Raw genomic sequence first — 17,025 nt, 5'->3', positions numbered from 1 at the left:
ACGCTCATTGATCGGTGAAGCAATTTCGTTTGATTTTTTCAGGCCGTGGGCCGATAAGCCGGACTTCACCCGTTTTTAAGGATCGAGACGCCATGGCTGCCGACAAGAATGCATTCGTCTGGGAAGACCCGTTCCTGATCGAGGACCAGCTTTCGGAAGACGAGCGCATGGTGCGGGATGGGGCGGCGGCCTTCGCCGCCGACAAGCTCGCGCCGCGCATCGAGGAGGCCTATCTCAACGAAACCTTCGACACGGCGATTTTTCGCGAGATGGGCGAGGCCGGCCTGCTCGGCATCAACATTCCGGAAGAATTCGGCGGCCTCGGCGCCAACTATGTCACCTACGGCCTGGTCGCCCGCGAAGTGGAGCGCGTCGATTCCGGCTATCGTTCGATGATGTCGGTGCAGTCGTCGCTGGTGATGTATCCCATTTATGCCTATGGCTCGGACGAACAGCGCAGGAAGTATCTACCCAAGCTCGCCAGCGGCGAGTGGATAGGCTGTTTCGGCCTGACCGAACCGGATGCCGGCTCCGACCCCGGCGGCATGAAGACGCGCGCCGAGAAGACCGCCAATGGTTACAAGCTTACCGGCTCCAAGATGTGGATCTCCAATGCGCCCGTCGCCGACGTGTTCGTCGTCTGGGCGAAGCTGAAGGGCGAGAACGGCAAGGATGAGATCCGTGGCTTCGTCCTGGAAAAGGGCATGAAGGGGCTTTCGGCGCCGAAGATCGGCGGCAAGCTGTCGCTGCGGGCGTCGATCACCGGCGAGGTGGTTATGGAAGGCGTCGAGGTCGGCGAGGATGCTCTGCTGCCCAACGTGTCGGGGCTGAAGGGGCCGTTCGGCTGCCTCAACCGGGCTCGCTACGGCATTTCCTGGGGCTCGATGGGCGCGGCCGAAGATTGTTGGCATCGCGCGCGCCAGTATGGCCTCGACCGCAAGCAGTTCGGCAAGCCGCTGGCCAGCACGCAGCTCTATCAGAAGAAGCTCGCCGACATGCAGACCGAGATCGCGCTCGGGCTGCAGGCCTCGTTGCGCGTCGGGCGGCTGCTCGACGAAGGCAAGATGGCGCCGGAGATGATCTCGATCGTCAAGCGCAACAATTGCGGCAAGGCGCTCGACATCGCCCGCCAGGCGCGCGACATGCATGGCGGCAACGGCATCCAGATCGGCTATCACGTGATGCGCCATGCGCAGAATCTGGAGACGGTCAACACCTATGAGGGCACGCATGACGTGCACGCGCTGATCCTGGGACGGGCGCAGACGGGGATCCAAGCGTTTTTCTGAGGTTCGGTAGCCGTTTAAGTTAGGTGCAGCGCAACATCCGCTTGGAGAATGACGGCCAGATGTGTCAGGGTTCGGCCAGCTAAACGCCGATCTTCCGGGGCTCCATGGCAATTCTGGCCGCCGTCTATCACCTGACCCATTACAAATACGACCGGCCGGTGGTTCTTGGTCCCCAGGTGATCAGGCTCCAGCCGGCGCCACATTCGCGCACCAAAGTGCTCAGCCATTCGTTGAAGGTCGAGCCGGCGAACCACTTCGTCAATCTCCAGCAGGACCCCTACGGCAATTTCCTCGCCCGTTTCGTCTTTCCCGACCCGGTGAGCGAACTCAAGATCGAGGTCGACCTCGTCGCCGACATGACGGTCTACAACCCGTTCGATTTCTTCGTGGAGGAGACGGCGGAAAATTTCCCGTTCGAGTATCCGGAAGAGACACGCAACGACCTCGCCATCTATCGCACACCGGAACCGGCAGGCCCGCTGCTGTCGGCGTTCCTGAAAACCATCGATACCAGCCCGAAAAACACGGTCAATTTTCTCGTCGACCTCAATGCCCGGCTGCAGCGCGAAATCGCCTATATCGTGCGCATGGAGACCGGCGTGTTCTCGCCGGAGGAAACGCTGGCGGCCGCCAAAGGGTCGTGCCGCGATTCAAGCTGGCTGCTGGTGCAGATCCTGCGCAATCTAGGCATCGCCGCGCGCTTTGTCTCGGGCTATCTGATCCAGCTCAAGCCCGACCTCGTCGCGCTCGATGGGCCGGCCGGTACATCAGTGGATTTCACTGACCTGCACGCCTGGTGCGAGGTCTATCTTCCCGGCGCTGGCTGGATCGGTTTCGACCCGACTTCGGGCCTGCTTACCGGCGAGAGCCATGTACCGCTTGCCGCCACCCCGCATTTTCGCAATGCAGCGCCCATTTCCGGCATGGCGAGCTTTGCCAATGTCGAGTTCGGCTTCGACATGCGGGTCGACCGCATCGCGGAGCATCCGCGCATCACCAAGCCGTTCTCGGATGAAAGCTGGCATGCGCTTGATGCGCTCGGGAACAAGGTCGATGCGGCGCTGGCGGACGGGGATGTACGGCTGACCATGGGCGGCGAGCCGACCTTCGTGTCGATCGACGATTTCGAGTCCGCCGAGTGGAACACCGCCGCCGTCGGCCCGACAAAACGCGAAAAGGCCGATGCGCTGATCCGGAGGCTGCGCGAGCGCTTCGCGCCTGGCGGCTTCCTCCATTATGGCCAAGGCAAATGGTACCCCGGCGAAAGCTTACCGCGCTGGACCTTTTCGCTCTACTGGCGCACCGACGGCCAGCCGGTGTGGAGCGACCCGTCGCTGATCGCGCGGGAGAAAAGCGAAGCCGATATCGGTCCGAAGCAGGCCGAGAGCCTGCTGACCGCGATCGCCGGCGAGCTCGGCATCGAAACGTCCATGGTCAGCGAAGCCTATGAGGATCCGGCCGAGTGGCTGCTCAAGGAAGGCAAGCTGCCGGAGAATGTCGATCCGTCCAATTCGAAGCTGGAGGATCCCGAAGAGCGCAGCCGCATGGCGACGGTGTTCGAACGCGGGCTGACCAAGCCGTCGGGCTATGTGCTGCCGGTGCAGCGCTGGAACAGCCAGGCGTCGGGCCAGCGCTGGCGCTCGGAAAAATGGACGACGCGGCGCGGGCGGCTGTTCCTGGTGCCGGGCGATTCACCGGTCGGCTACCGCCTGCCGCTCGGCACGCTGCCTCACGTGCCGCCGGAGCAGTTTCCCTACATCGTTCCGGTCGATCCGTCGCAGCCGCGCGGTGCGCTGCCCGTGCGGGAGGCGATCTTGCCCATGGCGGCTCCGGCCGATCCTCAGGGCGCCGATGAAATGGCACGCCGCCAGCAGGCGGCATCGTTCACGGCCGCGACCGCCCAGCAGGACCGGGTCGAGCAGGAGATCACCGAGATCGGCGGCGCGGTGCGTACCGCGCTTTCGGTCGAGCCGCGCGAGGGACGGCTCTGCGTGTTCATGCCGCCGGTCGAGGCGCTGGAGGATTATCTTGAGCTGGTGGCAGCAGCCGAGAACGCGGCCAAGGCGATCAGGTTGCCAGTGCACATCGAGGGCTACGGCCCGCCCCATGATCCGCGCCTCAACGTCATCCGCGTCGCGCCGGACCCTGGCGTCATCGAGGTCAACATCCACCCGGCTGCCAACTGGCAGGACTGCGTGGCGACGACCACGGCGATCTACGAGGAGGCGCGGCAAACGCGGCTTGGCGCGGATAAATTCATGATCGACGGCCGCCACACCGGCACCGGCGGCGGCAACCATGTTGTGGTCGGCGGCGCGACCCCCAATGACAGCCCGTTTCTGCGCCGCCCCGATCTTTTGAAGAGCCTGGTGCTGCAATGGCAGCGGCATCCCTCGCTGTCTTATCTCTTCTCCGGCCTGTTCATCGGCCCGACCAGCCAGGCGCCGCGCTTCGACGAGGCGCGCCACGATTCGCTCTACGAGCTTGAAATCGCCATGACGCAGGTGCCGCGTCCGGACCAGGGCAACGTGCCTTTGCCATGGCTGGTCGACCGGCTGTTCCGCAACCTTTTGACCGACGTCACCGGGAACACGCATCGCTCGGAAATCTGCATCGACAAGCTGTTTTCGCCTGATGGGCCGACCGGACGGCTGGGCCTGGTGGAATTCCGCGGCTTCGAGATGCCGCCCAATGCGCGCATGAGCCTGGCGCAGCAACTGCTGGTCAGGGCGATCATCGCCCGTGCCTGGAAGAACCCGCTCGACGGCCGTTTCGTGCGCTGGGGCACGTCGCTGCACGACCGCTTCATGCTGCCGCATCATGTCTGGGCGGATTTTCTCGACGTTCTCGACGACCTCAAGCTCAACGGTTTCACGTTCCGCCCCGAATGGTTCGACGCGCAGCTCGAGTTCCGCTTTCCCTTCTGCGGCGAGGTCCAATATGCGGGCGTCAAGCTGGAACTGCGGCAGGCCCTGGAGCCGTGGCATGTCATGGGCGAGCAGGGGGCCATCGGCGGCACCGTGCGCTTCGTCGATTCCTCGGTCGAAAGGTTGCAGGTCAAGACCGAAGGGCTCAATCCGGAGCGCCATGCCGTCGTCTGCAACGGCCGCATCGTGCCGATGAAGGTTACCGACAACAGGGAGGTCGCGGTGGCGGGCGTGCGCTTCAAGGCGTGGCAGCCCGCTTCGGGCCTGCATCCGGCACTGCCGGTCAATACGCCGCTGGTGTTCGATATCTACGACCGTTGGTCGGGTCGGGCGGTTGGCGGCTGCGTCTATCATGTCGCGCATCCGGGCGGGCGCAGCTACGACACTTTTCCGGTCAACGGCAACGAGGCGGAAACGCGCCGGCTCGCCCGCTTCGAAGCGCGCGGCCACACGCCGTCGGCCTATGTGTTGCGCGAGGAACAACCCACGGAAGATTTCCCCATGACGCTTGACCTTCGGCGTCCACCAAGATTCTGATCTGACATGGCAAAGGGGAATCACAAGCGGGTACGCGGCAAGGCGCAGATCCATCGCCTGCTGGAGCACTACCAGCCGATCGACGGCGTCGTCGACGAGATGGTCGACGCTTCGGGCAATCCCCGTCCGGCCTGGAAGCATTTCATCGAGGCGCTCGACGATCTCGGCGCCGAAGAACTCGCCCAGCGTTTTGCCCGTGCCGACCAGTATCTGCGCGACGCCGGCGTCTATTACCGCGTCTACGACAAGGCCGGCGCCAACGAGCGCGAATGGCCGCTGGCGCATGTCCCGGTGCTCATCGAGGACGCCGAGTGGGCAGCGATCAGCGCCGGCCTGGTGCAGCGCGCCGAGCTGTTCGAGGAGATCATCGCCGATATATACGGGCCGAACCGGCTGGTCGAAAAGGGCATCCTGCCGGCCGGACTGATCGCGGCGAGCCCCGAATATTTGCGGCCCGTGGTTGGCACTCGTCCGGCCGACGGCCATTTCCTGCATTTCTGCGCCTTCGAACTCGGCCGCGGGCCGGACGGCCGCTGGTGGGTGTTGGGCGACCGTACTCAGGCACCATCCGGCGCCGGTTTCGCTCTGGAGAACCGCGTCGCCACGACCCGCGCGCTGTCGGACATCTATGGCGAGATGCATGTGCACCGGCTTGCCGGCTTCTTCCGGCGCTTTCGCGATGCGCTGATCGGCATGGCCAGGGAAGCTGACGGCCGCGTCGCCATTCTGACGCCTGGACCGCTCAACGAAACCTATTACGAACACGCCTATATCGCCCGCTATCTCGGCATCATGCTGCTCGAAGGCGAGGACCTGACCGTTTCCGGGGGCCGGCTGATGGTGCGCACCGTTTCCGGGCTGATGCCGATCAGCGTGCTGTGGCGGCGGCTAGACGCGGCGTTCGCCGATCCGTTGGAACTGCGCTCGGAGTCGCAGATCGGTACGCCGGGCCTGATCGAGGCGATCCGGCAAGGCAGCGTGTCCACCGTCAATGCGCTCGGCTCGGGCCTGATGGAAACGCGCGCGCTGCTTGCCTTCCTGCCCAAGATCGCGCGCGAATTGCGGGGCGAGGAACTCAAGCTGCCCACCGTCGCGACATGGTGGTGCGGTCAGGCATCCGACCGAGCGCATGTGCTCGCCAATATCGACCGCATGGTGATTGGGCCGGCGCTGTCGACGAGGCTGGCCTTCGAGGACGACGACCAGACCAAGCTCGGCGCGGCGCTGTCGGCCGGGGAGCGGGCCGACCTGGTGGCGCGCATCGAGCGCGACGGCGACGCTTTCGTCGGCCAGGAAGCGGTGACGCTTTCGACGACGCCCGTCTATGTGGGCGGATGGCTGGAGCCGCGGCCGGCGAGCCTGCGTGTCTACCTGGCGCGCACGCCCGAGGGCTGGACGGTGATGCCGGGCGGGTTCGCCCGCGTCGGCCTGTCGCTCGATCCGACGGCGATCGCCATGCAGCGCGGCGGCCAGGCGGCCGACGTATGGGTAGTCAGCGACCGGCCGGTGGAGCGCGAGACGCTGCTGCCACAAGAGGGTGACAGCTTCAGCCGCACCAGGCCGGGCAGCCTGCCCAGCCGCGCAGCGGAAAACCTGACCTGGCTCGGCCGCTACATCGAACGCTCGGAAGACACGGTGCGCATCCTGCGCGCCTATCATGTGCGGCTCGCCGAAACTTCCGATCCGGATATGCCGCTGCTGGCCGACATCAGGGATCATCTCGAACCGCTCGGCATCGATGTCGAAACAGCGATCCCATCGGGGCTGATCGGCACGCTGGACAGCGCGGTCTACAGCGCCGGCCAGATCCGCGACCGTTTCTCGCCGGACGGCTGGCTGGCGCTCAAGGACTTGTCGAAGACCATCCATCAGTTCGCGACGACGGTGGCGCCGGGGGATGACGCGACGCGGGCGATGACCGTCATCCTGCGCAAGCTCGCCGGTTTTTCCGGCCTGCTGCACGAGAACATGTACCGCTTCGCGGGCTGGCGCTTCCTGGAGATCGGCCGGCGGCTGGAGCGCGGCATACAGATCGCCAGCACGCTCGCCCGGCTGACCAGTGACAAGGCGCCGGACGGCGCGCTCGACATGATGCTGGAGATCGGCGACAGCGTCATGACGCACCGGCGGCAGTACCCTGTGCAAGCCGGCCGCCGCACGGTGATCGACCTTCTTGCGCTCGATCCGCTCAACCCGCGTTCCATCCTGTTCCAGCTCGAACGGCTGAAGGCCGAGATCGGACTGCTGCCGGCGATCGGTGGCGAGGGGCACATGTCGCCTGCTGCCAAGGAAATCCTGCAGCTCAACACAGCCATCGCCATCAAGGAGCCAGCGGACATGACGGTGAAGGCGCTGAACGATCTCGCCGGCGAGATAGGCGGGCTCTACAGCAGCCTAGCCAAGGCCTATTTCGGATAAGGCGGCGCTCCGGCATGCTCTACGACATCAGGCTTCACCTTCACTATGACTACGCCGCCGTCGCCGGCGGCGGCCGTCACCAGGTGCGCGTGTTGCCGCCGACCATCGACGGCGTGCAGCGCGTCGTCGCAGCGTCGCTATCCTTCGCGCCGGCGCCAAACGAACGCTCGGATTTTTCCGATTTCTTCGGCAACAACATCACCTCGATCGCCTTCCGCGACGCGCATGACGCGCTCGACATCAGGATGAGCGCGCGCGTGGCGGTGTCGCGACCGGAACCCGGGCTCGACGTGTCGCCCGACCTTAGCCGGCTGCGCCGGGAGCTCGCCGCCGTGCGCTCGCTGGCACCGGATACACCGCACCATTTCCTGGCCCCCAGCGGTCACGCCGGCATCGATGCGGCGATCACCGCCTATGCGCGCGATAGCGTCGGCGGCTCGGCCGCCGGTACGGCGATGAACCTCTGCAATCGCATCCACCGCGATTTCACCTATGATGGCGAGGCGACAACCGTGCGGACCCTGGCTGGCGACGCATTCCGGCTGAAGCGCGGGGTGTGCCAGGATTTCTCGCATATCATGATCGCCGGCCTGCGCGGGCTTGGCATACCGGCCGGCTATGTCAGCGGCTTCCTGCGCACCATTCCGCCCAAGGGCAAGGCCAGGCTGGAGGGCGCCGACGCCATGCATGCATGGGTCAAGGTGTGGTGCGGGCGCGATGCCGGCTGGCAGGAGTTCGACCCGACCAACGGCATGCGGGCCTCCAACGATCACATCACCGTCGGCTATGGCCGTGACTATTCGGATGTCGCGCCGATCGTCGGCGTTCTCAAGACCACCGGCGGACAGGTCGGAGAGCAAGCCGTCGACGTTATTCCGGTGGTGCTGGAGAAGACCTGACGTCAGGCCTGCTTGCGCAAAGCGCCTTGCAGGGTTCCGCCCCGGCGTGGGTGGCCGCCGACTTTTCGGACAGGAATGGAACCAGTGCTCGGCCCAGAGGCTTATCTACGGGTGTTTCCGTGGGGCCAGCATGCTGCAGAAATCCGGATTGACTATCGACGGCGAGGCCGCACCAAAGAACGGCGCTCAGATCTCTGCCGAGGATGCCGCACTGATCTATGTCAGCGATACCGAGCCCGGTATCCGCCGACTGAAAGCGGGCAAGGGATTTTCCTACAGGGGACCTGACGGAAGGCCGGTCTCGGATGCCACCCGAGCGCGCATCGAGGCGATCGTTATCCCGCCGGCCTGGACGGATGTGTGGATCTCGCCCGAGGCGGACGGCCATATCCAGGCAACCGGCAGGGATCAGCGCGGGCGCAAGCAATATCGCTACCATCCGCGTTGGGCCGAGGAACGCGACAGCGCCAAATATTCGAGCCTTGTCGCTTTCGCCGAAAGCCTGCCGGAGCTTCGGCGCAGGATCGACAGCGACCTGCGCCGCCATGGCCTGCCGCTCGAACGCGTCGTCGCCGCGATCGTCTGGCTGCTCGACAACACCATGATCCGAGTCGGCAACGCCGCTTACGCCCGCGACAACAAGAGCTTCGGCCTGACGACGCTGCGGGACCGCCATGTCGACATCAAGGGATCGAGCCTGCGGTTCGCCTTCAAGGGCAAATCGGGCAAGGAATGGAAATTGAAGCTGGTCGATCGCCGCATCGCGCGAATCGTGCGGGGCGCGCAGGACCTGCCGGGCCAAAAGCTGTTCCAGTATCTCGATGAGGACGGCAACAGACACCCGGTGCGCTCCGAGGACGTCAACCGCTACATCCGCGAGGCCATCGGCGATGCATTCAGCTCGAAACATTTCCGTACATGGGGCGGCACCATTCACGCCGCGTCGCTGTTCGCGCAAACGGTGCTGCCCGACAGCCAGGCACAGCAGAAACGGGCGATGAACAGCGTCATCGACAGGGTCGCCGAGCGGCTGGGCAACACGCGCGCCGTCTGCCGCCAATGCTATATCCATCCGCAAGTCTTCGAAGCATGGCTGCAGGGACGGCTGCTTGCCGAAATGGCGGAAGCCAACAAGCGCAAACGGTCGATAGACGGTCTCGATGACGAGGAAGCGCTCGTGCTGCGATGGCTGAAGACGCACGAAAGCGGACCCGCGGCAACCAGCGGCCGCTGAATCCGCGGCGCCTCGATTTTTTTATCGACGCCGTGTCGGGATCGGTCCTAGTGTTTCGTCCTTTGACACAGAAGAGGACAAACCATGCTCTACGCGATCTTGTGCTATGCTTCCGAAGACGTCGTCTGCTCCTGGAGCAAGGAGCAGGATGACAAGGTCATGGCCAACATCCTCGATGTCCAGCAGAAATACGCGGACGCCGGCCGGCTTGGCCCGGTGGCGCGGCTTTTGCCGACGACGGCGGCGACGACGCTGAGGAAGGTCAAGGGCGAATCGATCGTCATCGACGGGCCGTTCGCCGAGACCAAGGAACAGTTCCTCGGCTTCTACACGCTCGAATGCGCCGATCTCGACGAGGCGGTGGAGTTCGCGCGCGAACTTTCCGAGGTCAATCCGAGCGGCGGCTCCTACGAAATCCGGCCGGTATCCATCTTCAATCCCACTAGGGTCGCCGTATGACCGAACTTGCCTGGATCAGCTCAGCGATCAGCGCCGCTCGCCCGCAGGCGATGGGTGCGCTGCTGCGCTATTTCCGCGACCTCGATACGGCGGAGGAAGCTTTCCAGGACGCTTGCCTCAGGGCGCTGAAGAACTGGCCGCAGAACGGTCCGCCGCGCGATCCGGCGGCCTGGCTGATCTTCGTCGGACGCAACAGCGGCATCGACGCGGTGCGCAAGCGCGCCAAGCAGGCGCCGATGCCGGAAGAGGACCAGATATCTGATCTCGAGGACGCAGAGAGCGACATCGCCGAGCGGCTCGATGGCGCGCACTACCGCGACGACATATTGCGGCTGCTATTCATCTGCTGCCATCCCGACCTGCCGGCAACGCAGCAGATCGCGGTGGCGCTGCGCATCGTCTCCGGCCTTACGGTCAAGCAGATCGCGCGCGCCTTCCTGGTCGGCGAAAGCGCCATGGAGCAGCGCATCACCCGCGCCAAGGCACGTATCGCCGACGCAGGCGTGCCGTTCGAGACGCCGGGCGCGGTGGAGCGCTCGGAGCGGCTCGCCGCGGTCGCGGCCATGGTCTACCTGATCTTCAACGAGGGCTATTCGACCAACAGCGGCGAGGCGCCGGCCCGCGCGCCGCTGTGCGAAGAGGCGATCCGGCTGGCCCGGCTGCTGCTCAGGCTGTTCCAGACCGAGCCGGAGATCATGGGGCTGACGGCGCTGCTGCTTCTCCAGCATGCGCGCGCACCGGCCCGCTTCGATGCGGACGGAGAGATCGTTCTGCTCGAGGATCAGGACCGCAGCCTGTGGAGCCGCAAGATGATCGATGAGGGGCTGGCGCTGGTCGACAAGGCGCTGCGCCACCGAAAGCCCGGCCCTTACCAGGTGCAGGCGGCGATTGCCGCGCTGCATGCGCGGGCTGAAAAGGCCGAGGACACGGACTGGGTGGAGATCGACCTGCTCTACGGCCTGCTCGAACAGATGCAGCCGTCGCCTGTCGTCACCCTCAACCGTGCGGTTGCGGTCTCCAAGGTGCGTGGCCCGGAGGCCGCGCTCGCCATGATCGAGCCGCTGGAGCAGAGGCTTTCCGGCTATTTCCACTTCTTCGGCCTCAAGGGCGGGCTTTTGATGCAACTCGACCGGGGCGAGGAGGCGCGGGTTGCCTTCGATCGCGCCATCGCGCTTGCCAACACCGCGGCGGAAGCGGCCCATATACGCATGCATATCGACCGGCTGATGAAGGACAGCGCAGCGCGCACCGCAAGCTGACCCTGGTTCAATGGTCTGGCCCGGGCTTGGACCATGCCGGGGTGGCGATTTTTTCCTGAAACCGCTATTGGCACGCCAAGACAGCGCCTCCCTGCGCCTGACCGCACAGGGAACGCACGGCGCAATGCTTTGACCACGCCACATGAATGGCGGGATCTGAAAGGGACAGACATGACGATAGCGAAGGAAACCGCCGAGCTGCTGGCGAAACTGGGTGTTGCCAAGGAGGCGCTTGCCGGCGGCGACCTGATCGTGCGCAGCCCGGTGACGGGCGAGCAGATCGCGGCGTTGAGCACGATCTCACAGGCCGATGCCGCCAGGACCATCGATGCCGCGCACAAGGCGTTCCAGGCCTGGCGGCTGGTACCGGGCCCGAAGCGCGGCGAGCTGGTGCGGCTGCTCGGCGAGGAATTGCGCGCGCACAAGGCCGAACTTGGCCGGCTGGTGTCGATCGAGGTCGGCAAGATCCCCTCGGAAGGGCTCGGCGAAGTGCAGGAGATGATCGACATCTGCGACTTCGCCGTCGGTCTTTCCAGGCAATTGTACGGACTGACCATCGCCACCGAGCGCCCAGGACACCGGATGATGGAAACCTGGCATCCGCTCGGCGTGGTCGGCGTCATCTCCGCCTTCAACTTCCCAGTCGCGGTGTGGTCGTGGAATGCGGCGCTCGCGCTGGTCTGCGGCGACGCGGTGGTATGGAAGCCTTCCGAAAAAACGCCGCTGACGGCGCTTGCCTGCGAGGCGATCTACAAGCGCGCCGTCAAGCGCTTCGGCACTGATGCGCCGGAAGGGCTCGCGTCGGTGCTGATCGGCGACCGCGCCGTCGGCGAGATTCTGGTGGATCATCCCAAGGTGCCGCTGGTCTCCGCCACCGGCTCGACCCGCATGGGCCGCGACGTCGGCCCGCGCCTGGCCAAGCGTTTTGCACGCGCGGTGCTGGAGCTCGGCGGCAACAATGCCGGCATCGTCTGCCCGACCGCCGATCTCGACATGGCGTTGCGCGCGATTGCCTTTGGCGCGATGGGCACGGCGGGCCAGCGCTGCACGACGCTGAGGCGCCTGTTCGTGCATGACAGCGTCTACGACGCCTTGGTACCGCGGCTGAAGAAGGCCTATCAGAGCGTCTCTGTCGGCAATCCGCTGGAGACGTCGGCGCTCGTTGGGCCGCTGATCGACAGGGCAGCCTACGAAGCCATGCAGAAGGCGCTGCAGGAAGCGTCCGCCCACGGCGGCAAGGTGACCGGCGGCACGCGGGTCGAGAATGGCCATCCGGACGCCTACTACGTGCATCCGGCGCTAGTCGAAATGCCCAGCCAAGTGTCGCCGGTGACCGAAGAGACGTTCGCGCCGATCCTCTATGTGATGAAGTATTCCGATTTCGACGCCGTGCTTGACGAGCACAATGCGGTGGGAGCGGGGCTGTCGTCGTCGATCTTCACCCGCGACCTGCAGGAGTCCGAGCGCTTTCTCGGCGTCGACGGCTCGGACTGCGGCATCGCCAATGTCAATATCGGCACGTCGGGCGCCGAGATCGGCGGCGCCTTCGGTGGTGAAAAGGAAACCGGGGGCGGCCGCGAGAGCGGCTCCGATGCGTGGAAAGCCTATATGCGCCGCGCCACCAACACGGTGAACTATTCCAAGGCGCTGCCGCTCGCCCAGGGTGTTTCCTTCGACATCGAGTGACATTGCGGGTTCCGGCTCGGGTGACCTTGCGCACCCGGGCCGTTCTGCGGCCTGAAGTTCACTGCTGAGGGCAGTTATGCTGTCATTCTTCGTATGGTGCTGACGTCCCGCCGCCGAGGCGGTTTTTTTGTTTCAAAGGATACACAGCGGCACGGACCGCCTTCATAGCCTGGGCAGCGGCGAGTCTCTCAGTGGTCGGTGGAAAAGCATGCTGCGAAGGCGGCATCCACGATGGCCAGCTTGGCGGCCTGGACGGTCATGTATTCCTGAAAGAAGCGGTGCGAGACCCACATCACGGAATTGCCGCGCTGGCCCAGCCAGCCGATGCTGCCGAGCGCCTCGGCATCGCGTAGTTTTCGGGCGAGGTGGGTGCGCGACAGTTTGAGCCAACTGGCGAATTCCGCCACCGAGACCACGCTGGTCGGAATCCGATCTAGGCCGGCATGGTCGGGGTCGATGCCGGACATGAGCCGATCCATGACGATGCCGCCATTGTTGAGCCAGATGAACAGGGAAAAGGTCTGGTTGGGTTCGCGCACCGGTTTGGACGAAAGCAGGCCGTCGGCCACGAGGGGCTGCAGGGCGGCGAGCATATCGGGCCGCTCCAGGTATCTCGCCAGCCGGTCCGCGCCGTCGAGTCGGTCAAGGGTCCGTAGATGTGCGTGCACCCACCCGGTGAATGTCCGCACCGTGTCCGCTGTCGGCTGCAACGGGTGGGTGCGCCCGTCTCCGCCCGCGACGTATTCCGCGATGCGGTAATTCAGCATCTCCTTGATGAAAGCGTCGGCGGTGTTGCGGCTGGCGACCTTGTGCTGATGCACGAACTCGATGAAGCGCGACACCGTCAACGCGGTGCGACGGTCGCCCGGGTCGCGCCTGAAATGCATGGCAAGGCCGACATGGCCCATCAGCCAGCGCTGCTGCGTGGCGAATATGGAAGCAAGCCGCGGGCTGGCTTCGTAGATGTGGATCAGCGCCAGCGACTGCTCCTGGACGTGGCGGTGCAGATCCGGATGAGCGGCTATGTCCTCGATGTCCAGCATCCGCCTCCTTCTGGTTGGCCAAGCTTACTGCGCTCCAAGAGCGGGTCGCGTCGAAGCGGATTCATGCGACGCGCTTTTGGCTTTTTTCGTGCATGTCGTCCTCCCAAAACCGAGGTTACTTTTGGGCGACATGCATTAAGACATTTTCAGCCTTGCGCTTTTGTGTCCAGATGAGACAGCTCGGACTAAAGTCCAGTTCTGTAGCCAATGATGGCGGCGAGACGTCGGCGGCAACCCACACGGCGGCAAGTACGGCGCGTTTAGCGATCTGGACAACCGCAGCTACGCCCCGGGTGTCGTCCTGCCGCCCGGCTATGATGGGCTGACGCGGGGCCCGCCGGCGCATACGCATCGGGAGGCCGCCGATGGCGGGTTCTGCCGCCTACTCGGCCGCCTGAACGCGATGTGCCTGGATGATGGCGCGGATCTCGGAGCGGCAGGAGCCGCAATTGGTGCCTGCCTTCAGCGCGGCGCCGATGGCTTCCAGATTCGTGCAGCCGGAAGCCACCGCCGCCGTGATCTGGTTGATCCCGACGTTGAAACAGGAGCAGACGGTCGCGCCGGCATCGGGCCGTTCGGCACCGGCGCGGCCGGCGACGATGCGGAAGCGCTCGCGTTGGCTGGCATGGGCCTCTTCGAGCTGCTGCGTTGCCCATCCGCGCGACACGGCGACCGGGCCGGGAGCGACAAACAGGGCGCCCGCGAGCTGTACGCCATCGAAGGCGGCGATGCGATGCTGGCCGGCATCGCGGTCGTGATAGGCGAGTATTTCGGCATCGGGCGAGGTGCCGAACAGGGATTGGGCAAAAGTCGTCCAGTCGATTTTGTCGTCCGCAAAGGCGAGTTCGACCCGCCAGCCATCCCTGCAGCGGGCCACGGCCCAATAGTCGACGGCGATCGCTTCGGGCCTTTGTCGGGTCACGGCGAAGCCGAACACCATCGCGGCGAATTTCTCGATGTGCACCGCGACGTGCTTCAGTGCCGGCTGGCCGGAAACCGGGTCGGTGAGCGTCGCGGTGAGCGTGTCGAGTCGGCCCTTGGCGGCGAACTGGTCCGTCCAGTGCATCGGCGCAAACACGCTGCCCCGGCGCTGGCGGGACGTGACCAGCGCGCGCACGAGCACGGCGCCGCGCGGGCTGGAAATGCGCGCGATATCGGCGTCGCCGATGCCGTATCGCGTTGCGTCGTCGGGGTGGATTTCGACGAAGGGTTCGGCCATGTGCTGCGACAGACGCGGGCTTTTGCCGGTGCGCGTCATGGTGTGCCAATGGTCGCGGACACGGCCGGTGTTGAGGACGAGGGGGAAATCCTCGTTGGTGCGGGTTTCCATGGCAGAGCGGACGGCGATGAAGCGCGCCTTGCGGTCGGGTGTGTAGAAATTGCCGTCGGCGAAGAAGCGGGTGTTCGGTGGCCCTGCTTTATCGTTCTCCGGTTGGGGCTCAGCTTGAACGTTCCCCTCCGAGAGATGTCGAGCCCAGGCGCCCCCCTCTGTCCTGCCGGACATCTCCCCCTCTAGGGGGGAGATCGGCAGTTTTGTCGACGGCGCTCGTCCTGAGATATCGGCGATTGGCGAAGGCCGTCGTGGCATCCAATCTCCCCGCTTGAGGGGGAGATGGCCGGCAGGCCAGAGGGGGGTGGCCGGGCTCGGTGCTGGCCATTGGAAAGGCGCCAGCGCGTCGTATTCCTCCCCATCGAGGCCGGCATAAATCCCAATGTCGAAATCGCGCCCACCGTCGTTTTCAAATCCCGACAGCGCGGCATGCTCGCCAAAAACCTCCGCCGGGGACGCATGCGCGAACGCTTCGCCAAAACCCATCCGCTGCGCCACTTCGGCGATGATCCACCAATCTGGCCGCGCCTCGCCGGGCGCGGCCAGGAACGGGCGCTGGCGCGAGATGCGGCGCTCGGAATTGGTAACGGTGCCGTCCTTCTCGCCCCAGGCGGTGGCCGGCAGCCGGACATGGGCATGGCGCACCGTGTCGGTCTCTGCCAGCACGTCCGACACCACCACAAACGGACAGGCCTTGATCGCTGCTTCGACGGCGTCGGCATCGGGCATCGAATCGGCAGGATTGGTGGCGAGGATCCACAGCGCCTTGATCCGCCCGTCGGCGACCGCCCGGAACATGTCGACCGCTTTCAGGCCGGGCTTTTGCGCGATGTCAGGTGCATTCCAGAAGCGCTTCACGCGTTCTCGATGCCCGGGATTTTCAATCTCCATATGGGCGGCCAGCATGTTGGCCATGCCGCCGACCTCGCGTCCGCCCATGGCGTTGGGCTGGCCGGTGACCGAGAACGGCCCGGCGCCGGGCCTGCCGATGCGACCGGTGGCGAGGTGGCAATTGATGATGGCGTTGACCTTGTCGGTGCCGGACGACGACTGGTTCACGCCCTGGCTGTAGACCGTGACAGTCTTGCCGGTCGCGGCGAACAGGCCGTAGAAGCGGGCGAGCTCGTCCTCGCTCAGGCCCGTGGCGGCAGCGATGCCGGCAAGGTCGAGTGCCGAGGCGGCGAAAAGGGCTTGTCCGAAGCCGGTCGTGTGAGCGGTGATGTAGGCGCGGTCGAGCGCATTGTGCTGGCCGAGCCAGGCGAGCAGGCCGGTGAACAGGGCGACGTCGCCATCCGGTGCGATCGCCAGGTGCATGTCGGCGATATCGGATGTCATGGTGCGGCGGGGGTCGACCAGGACGATCTTCATTTCCGGGCGCTTCTCACGCGCGGCAGCTATGCGCTGGTAGAGCACGGGATGGCACCAGGCGAGATTCGAGCCGACCAGCACGATGAGATCGGCAAGCTCCAGATCCTCGTAGGTTCCGGGCACCGTGTCGGAGCCGAAGGCGCGGCGATGGCCGGCGACCGAGGAGGCCATGCAGAGGCGCGAATTGGTGTCGATATTGGCCGAGCCGATGAACCCCTTCATCAATTTGTTGGCGAGATAATAGTCCTCGGTCAGCAACTGGCCGGAGACATACAAGGCGACCGCATCCGGCCCATGTTCGGCAATGGTTTGCGAGAAGGTCGACGCGACAAGATCGAGTGCCTCATTCCAGGAGGCGCGGCGGCCGTGGATATCGGGGTGGAGCAGCCTGCCGTCGAGGCCGATGGTCTCGGCAAGAGCAGAGCCCTTGGAGCAGAGCCGGCCGAGATTCGCGGGATGGTCGGGGTCGCCGCGGACCGACACCTGTCCGTCCGCGGCGACCTTCGCCAGCACGCCGCAGCCTACCCCGCAATAGGGGCAAGTGGTCCTCACCTCGCGTGCTTCGCCAATCTGCAT

Annotated in this window: 10 protein-coding genes; 8 read left to right on the top strand and 2 right to left on the bottom strand. The window is 65.2% G+C overall.

What is annotated here, in order from left to right; genetic code table 11:
- Positions 1–92: 92 nt before the first annotated feature.
- The 8 genes from FJ949_RS13360 (at position 93) to FJ949_RS13325 (ending at position 12,708) form a co-directional block, all read left to right on the top strand.
- On the top strand, positions 93–1,289 hold the full coding sequence (locus FJ949_RS13360) for an acyl-CoA dehydrogenase (RefSeq protein WP_140496189.1): 1,197 nt from the start codon (positions 93–95) through the stop codon (positions 1,287–1,289).
- 104 nt (positions 1,290–1,393) lie between these two features.
- Complete coding sequence (locus FJ949_RS13355) at positions 1,394–4,753, top strand: transglutaminase family protein (protein WP_140496188.1); 3,360 nt, start codon at positions 1,394–1,396, stop codon at positions 4,751–4,753.
- Between the two features lie 6 nt (positions 4,754–4,759).
- Positions 4,760–7,171, top strand: coding sequence for a circularly permuted type 2 ATP-grasp protein (locus FJ949_RS13350; protein ID WP_140496187.1), 2,412 nt, complete (start codon positions 4,760–4,762; stop codon positions 7,169–7,171).
- A gap of 14 nt (positions 7,172–7,185) precedes the next feature.
- Positions 7,186–8,070, top strand: a complete 885-nt coding sequence (locus FJ949_RS13345) for a transglutaminase family protein (RefSeq protein ID WP_140496186.1) — start codon at positions 7,186–7,188, stop codon at positions 8,068–8,070.
- Between the two features lie 130 nt (positions 8,071–8,200).
- Positions 8,201–9,304 carry a DNA topoisomerase IB gene (locus FJ949_RS13340; protein ID WP_140496185.1) on the top strand — a complete coding sequence of 368 codons (1,104 nt, stop codon included), beginning with the start codon at positions 8,201–8,203 and terminating at the stop codon, positions 9,302–9,304.
- A gap of 84 nt (positions 9,305–9,388) precedes the next feature.
- On the top strand, positions 9,389–9,763 hold the full coding sequence (locus FJ949_RS13335; RefSeq protein ID WP_140496184.1) for a YciI family protein: 375 nt from the start codon (positions 9,389–9,391) through the stop codon (positions 9,761–9,763).
- Positions 9,760–11,022 (top strand): RNA polymerase sigma factor, encoded by a 1,263-nt coding sequence (locus FJ949_RS13330; protein WP_140496183.1) that lies wholly within the window; start codon positions 9,760–9,762, stop codon positions 11,020–11,022. The genes FJ949_RS13335 and FJ949_RS13330 overlap by 4 nt, the downstream gene beginning before the upstream one ends.
- Positions 11,023–11,193: 171 nt before the next feature.
- Positions 11,194–12,708 carry an aldehyde dehydrogenase family protein gene (locus FJ949_RS13325; RefSeq protein ID WP_140496182.1) on the top strand — a complete coding sequence of 505 codons (1,515 nt, stop codon included), beginning with the start codon at positions 11,194–11,196 and terminating at the stop codon, positions 12,706–12,708.
- A 188-nt stretch (positions 12,709–12,896) separates the two neighbouring features.
- On the opposite strand, the gene FJ949_RS13320 is transcribed toward FJ949_RS13325, so the two are convergent.
- Both FJ949_RS13320 and FJ949_RS13315 read right to left on the bottom strand, forming a co-directional pair.
- Positions 12,897–13,751 (bottom strand): hypothetical protein, encoded by an 855-nt coding sequence (locus FJ949_RS13320; protein WP_140496181.1) that lies wholly within the window; start codon positions 13,749–13,751, stop codon positions 12,897–12,899.
- Positions 13,752–14,133: 382 nt separating this feature from the next.
- Positions 14,134–17,025 carry a nitrate reductase gene (locus FJ949_RS13315; protein WP_140496180.1) on the bottom strand — a complete coding sequence of 964 codons (2,892 nt, stop codon included), beginning with the start codon at positions 17,023–17,025 and terminating at the stop codon, positions 14,134–14,136.

Source organism: Mesorhizobium sp. B2-4-1 (assembly GCF_006442185.1).
Taxonomy (GTDB): domain Bacteria; phylum Pseudomonadota; class Alphaproteobacteria; order Rhizobiales; family Rhizobiaceae; genus Mesorhizobium.
Note: the sequence above shows the minus strand (reverse complement) of the source record. Positions and strands in the feature narration are given on the sequence as shown.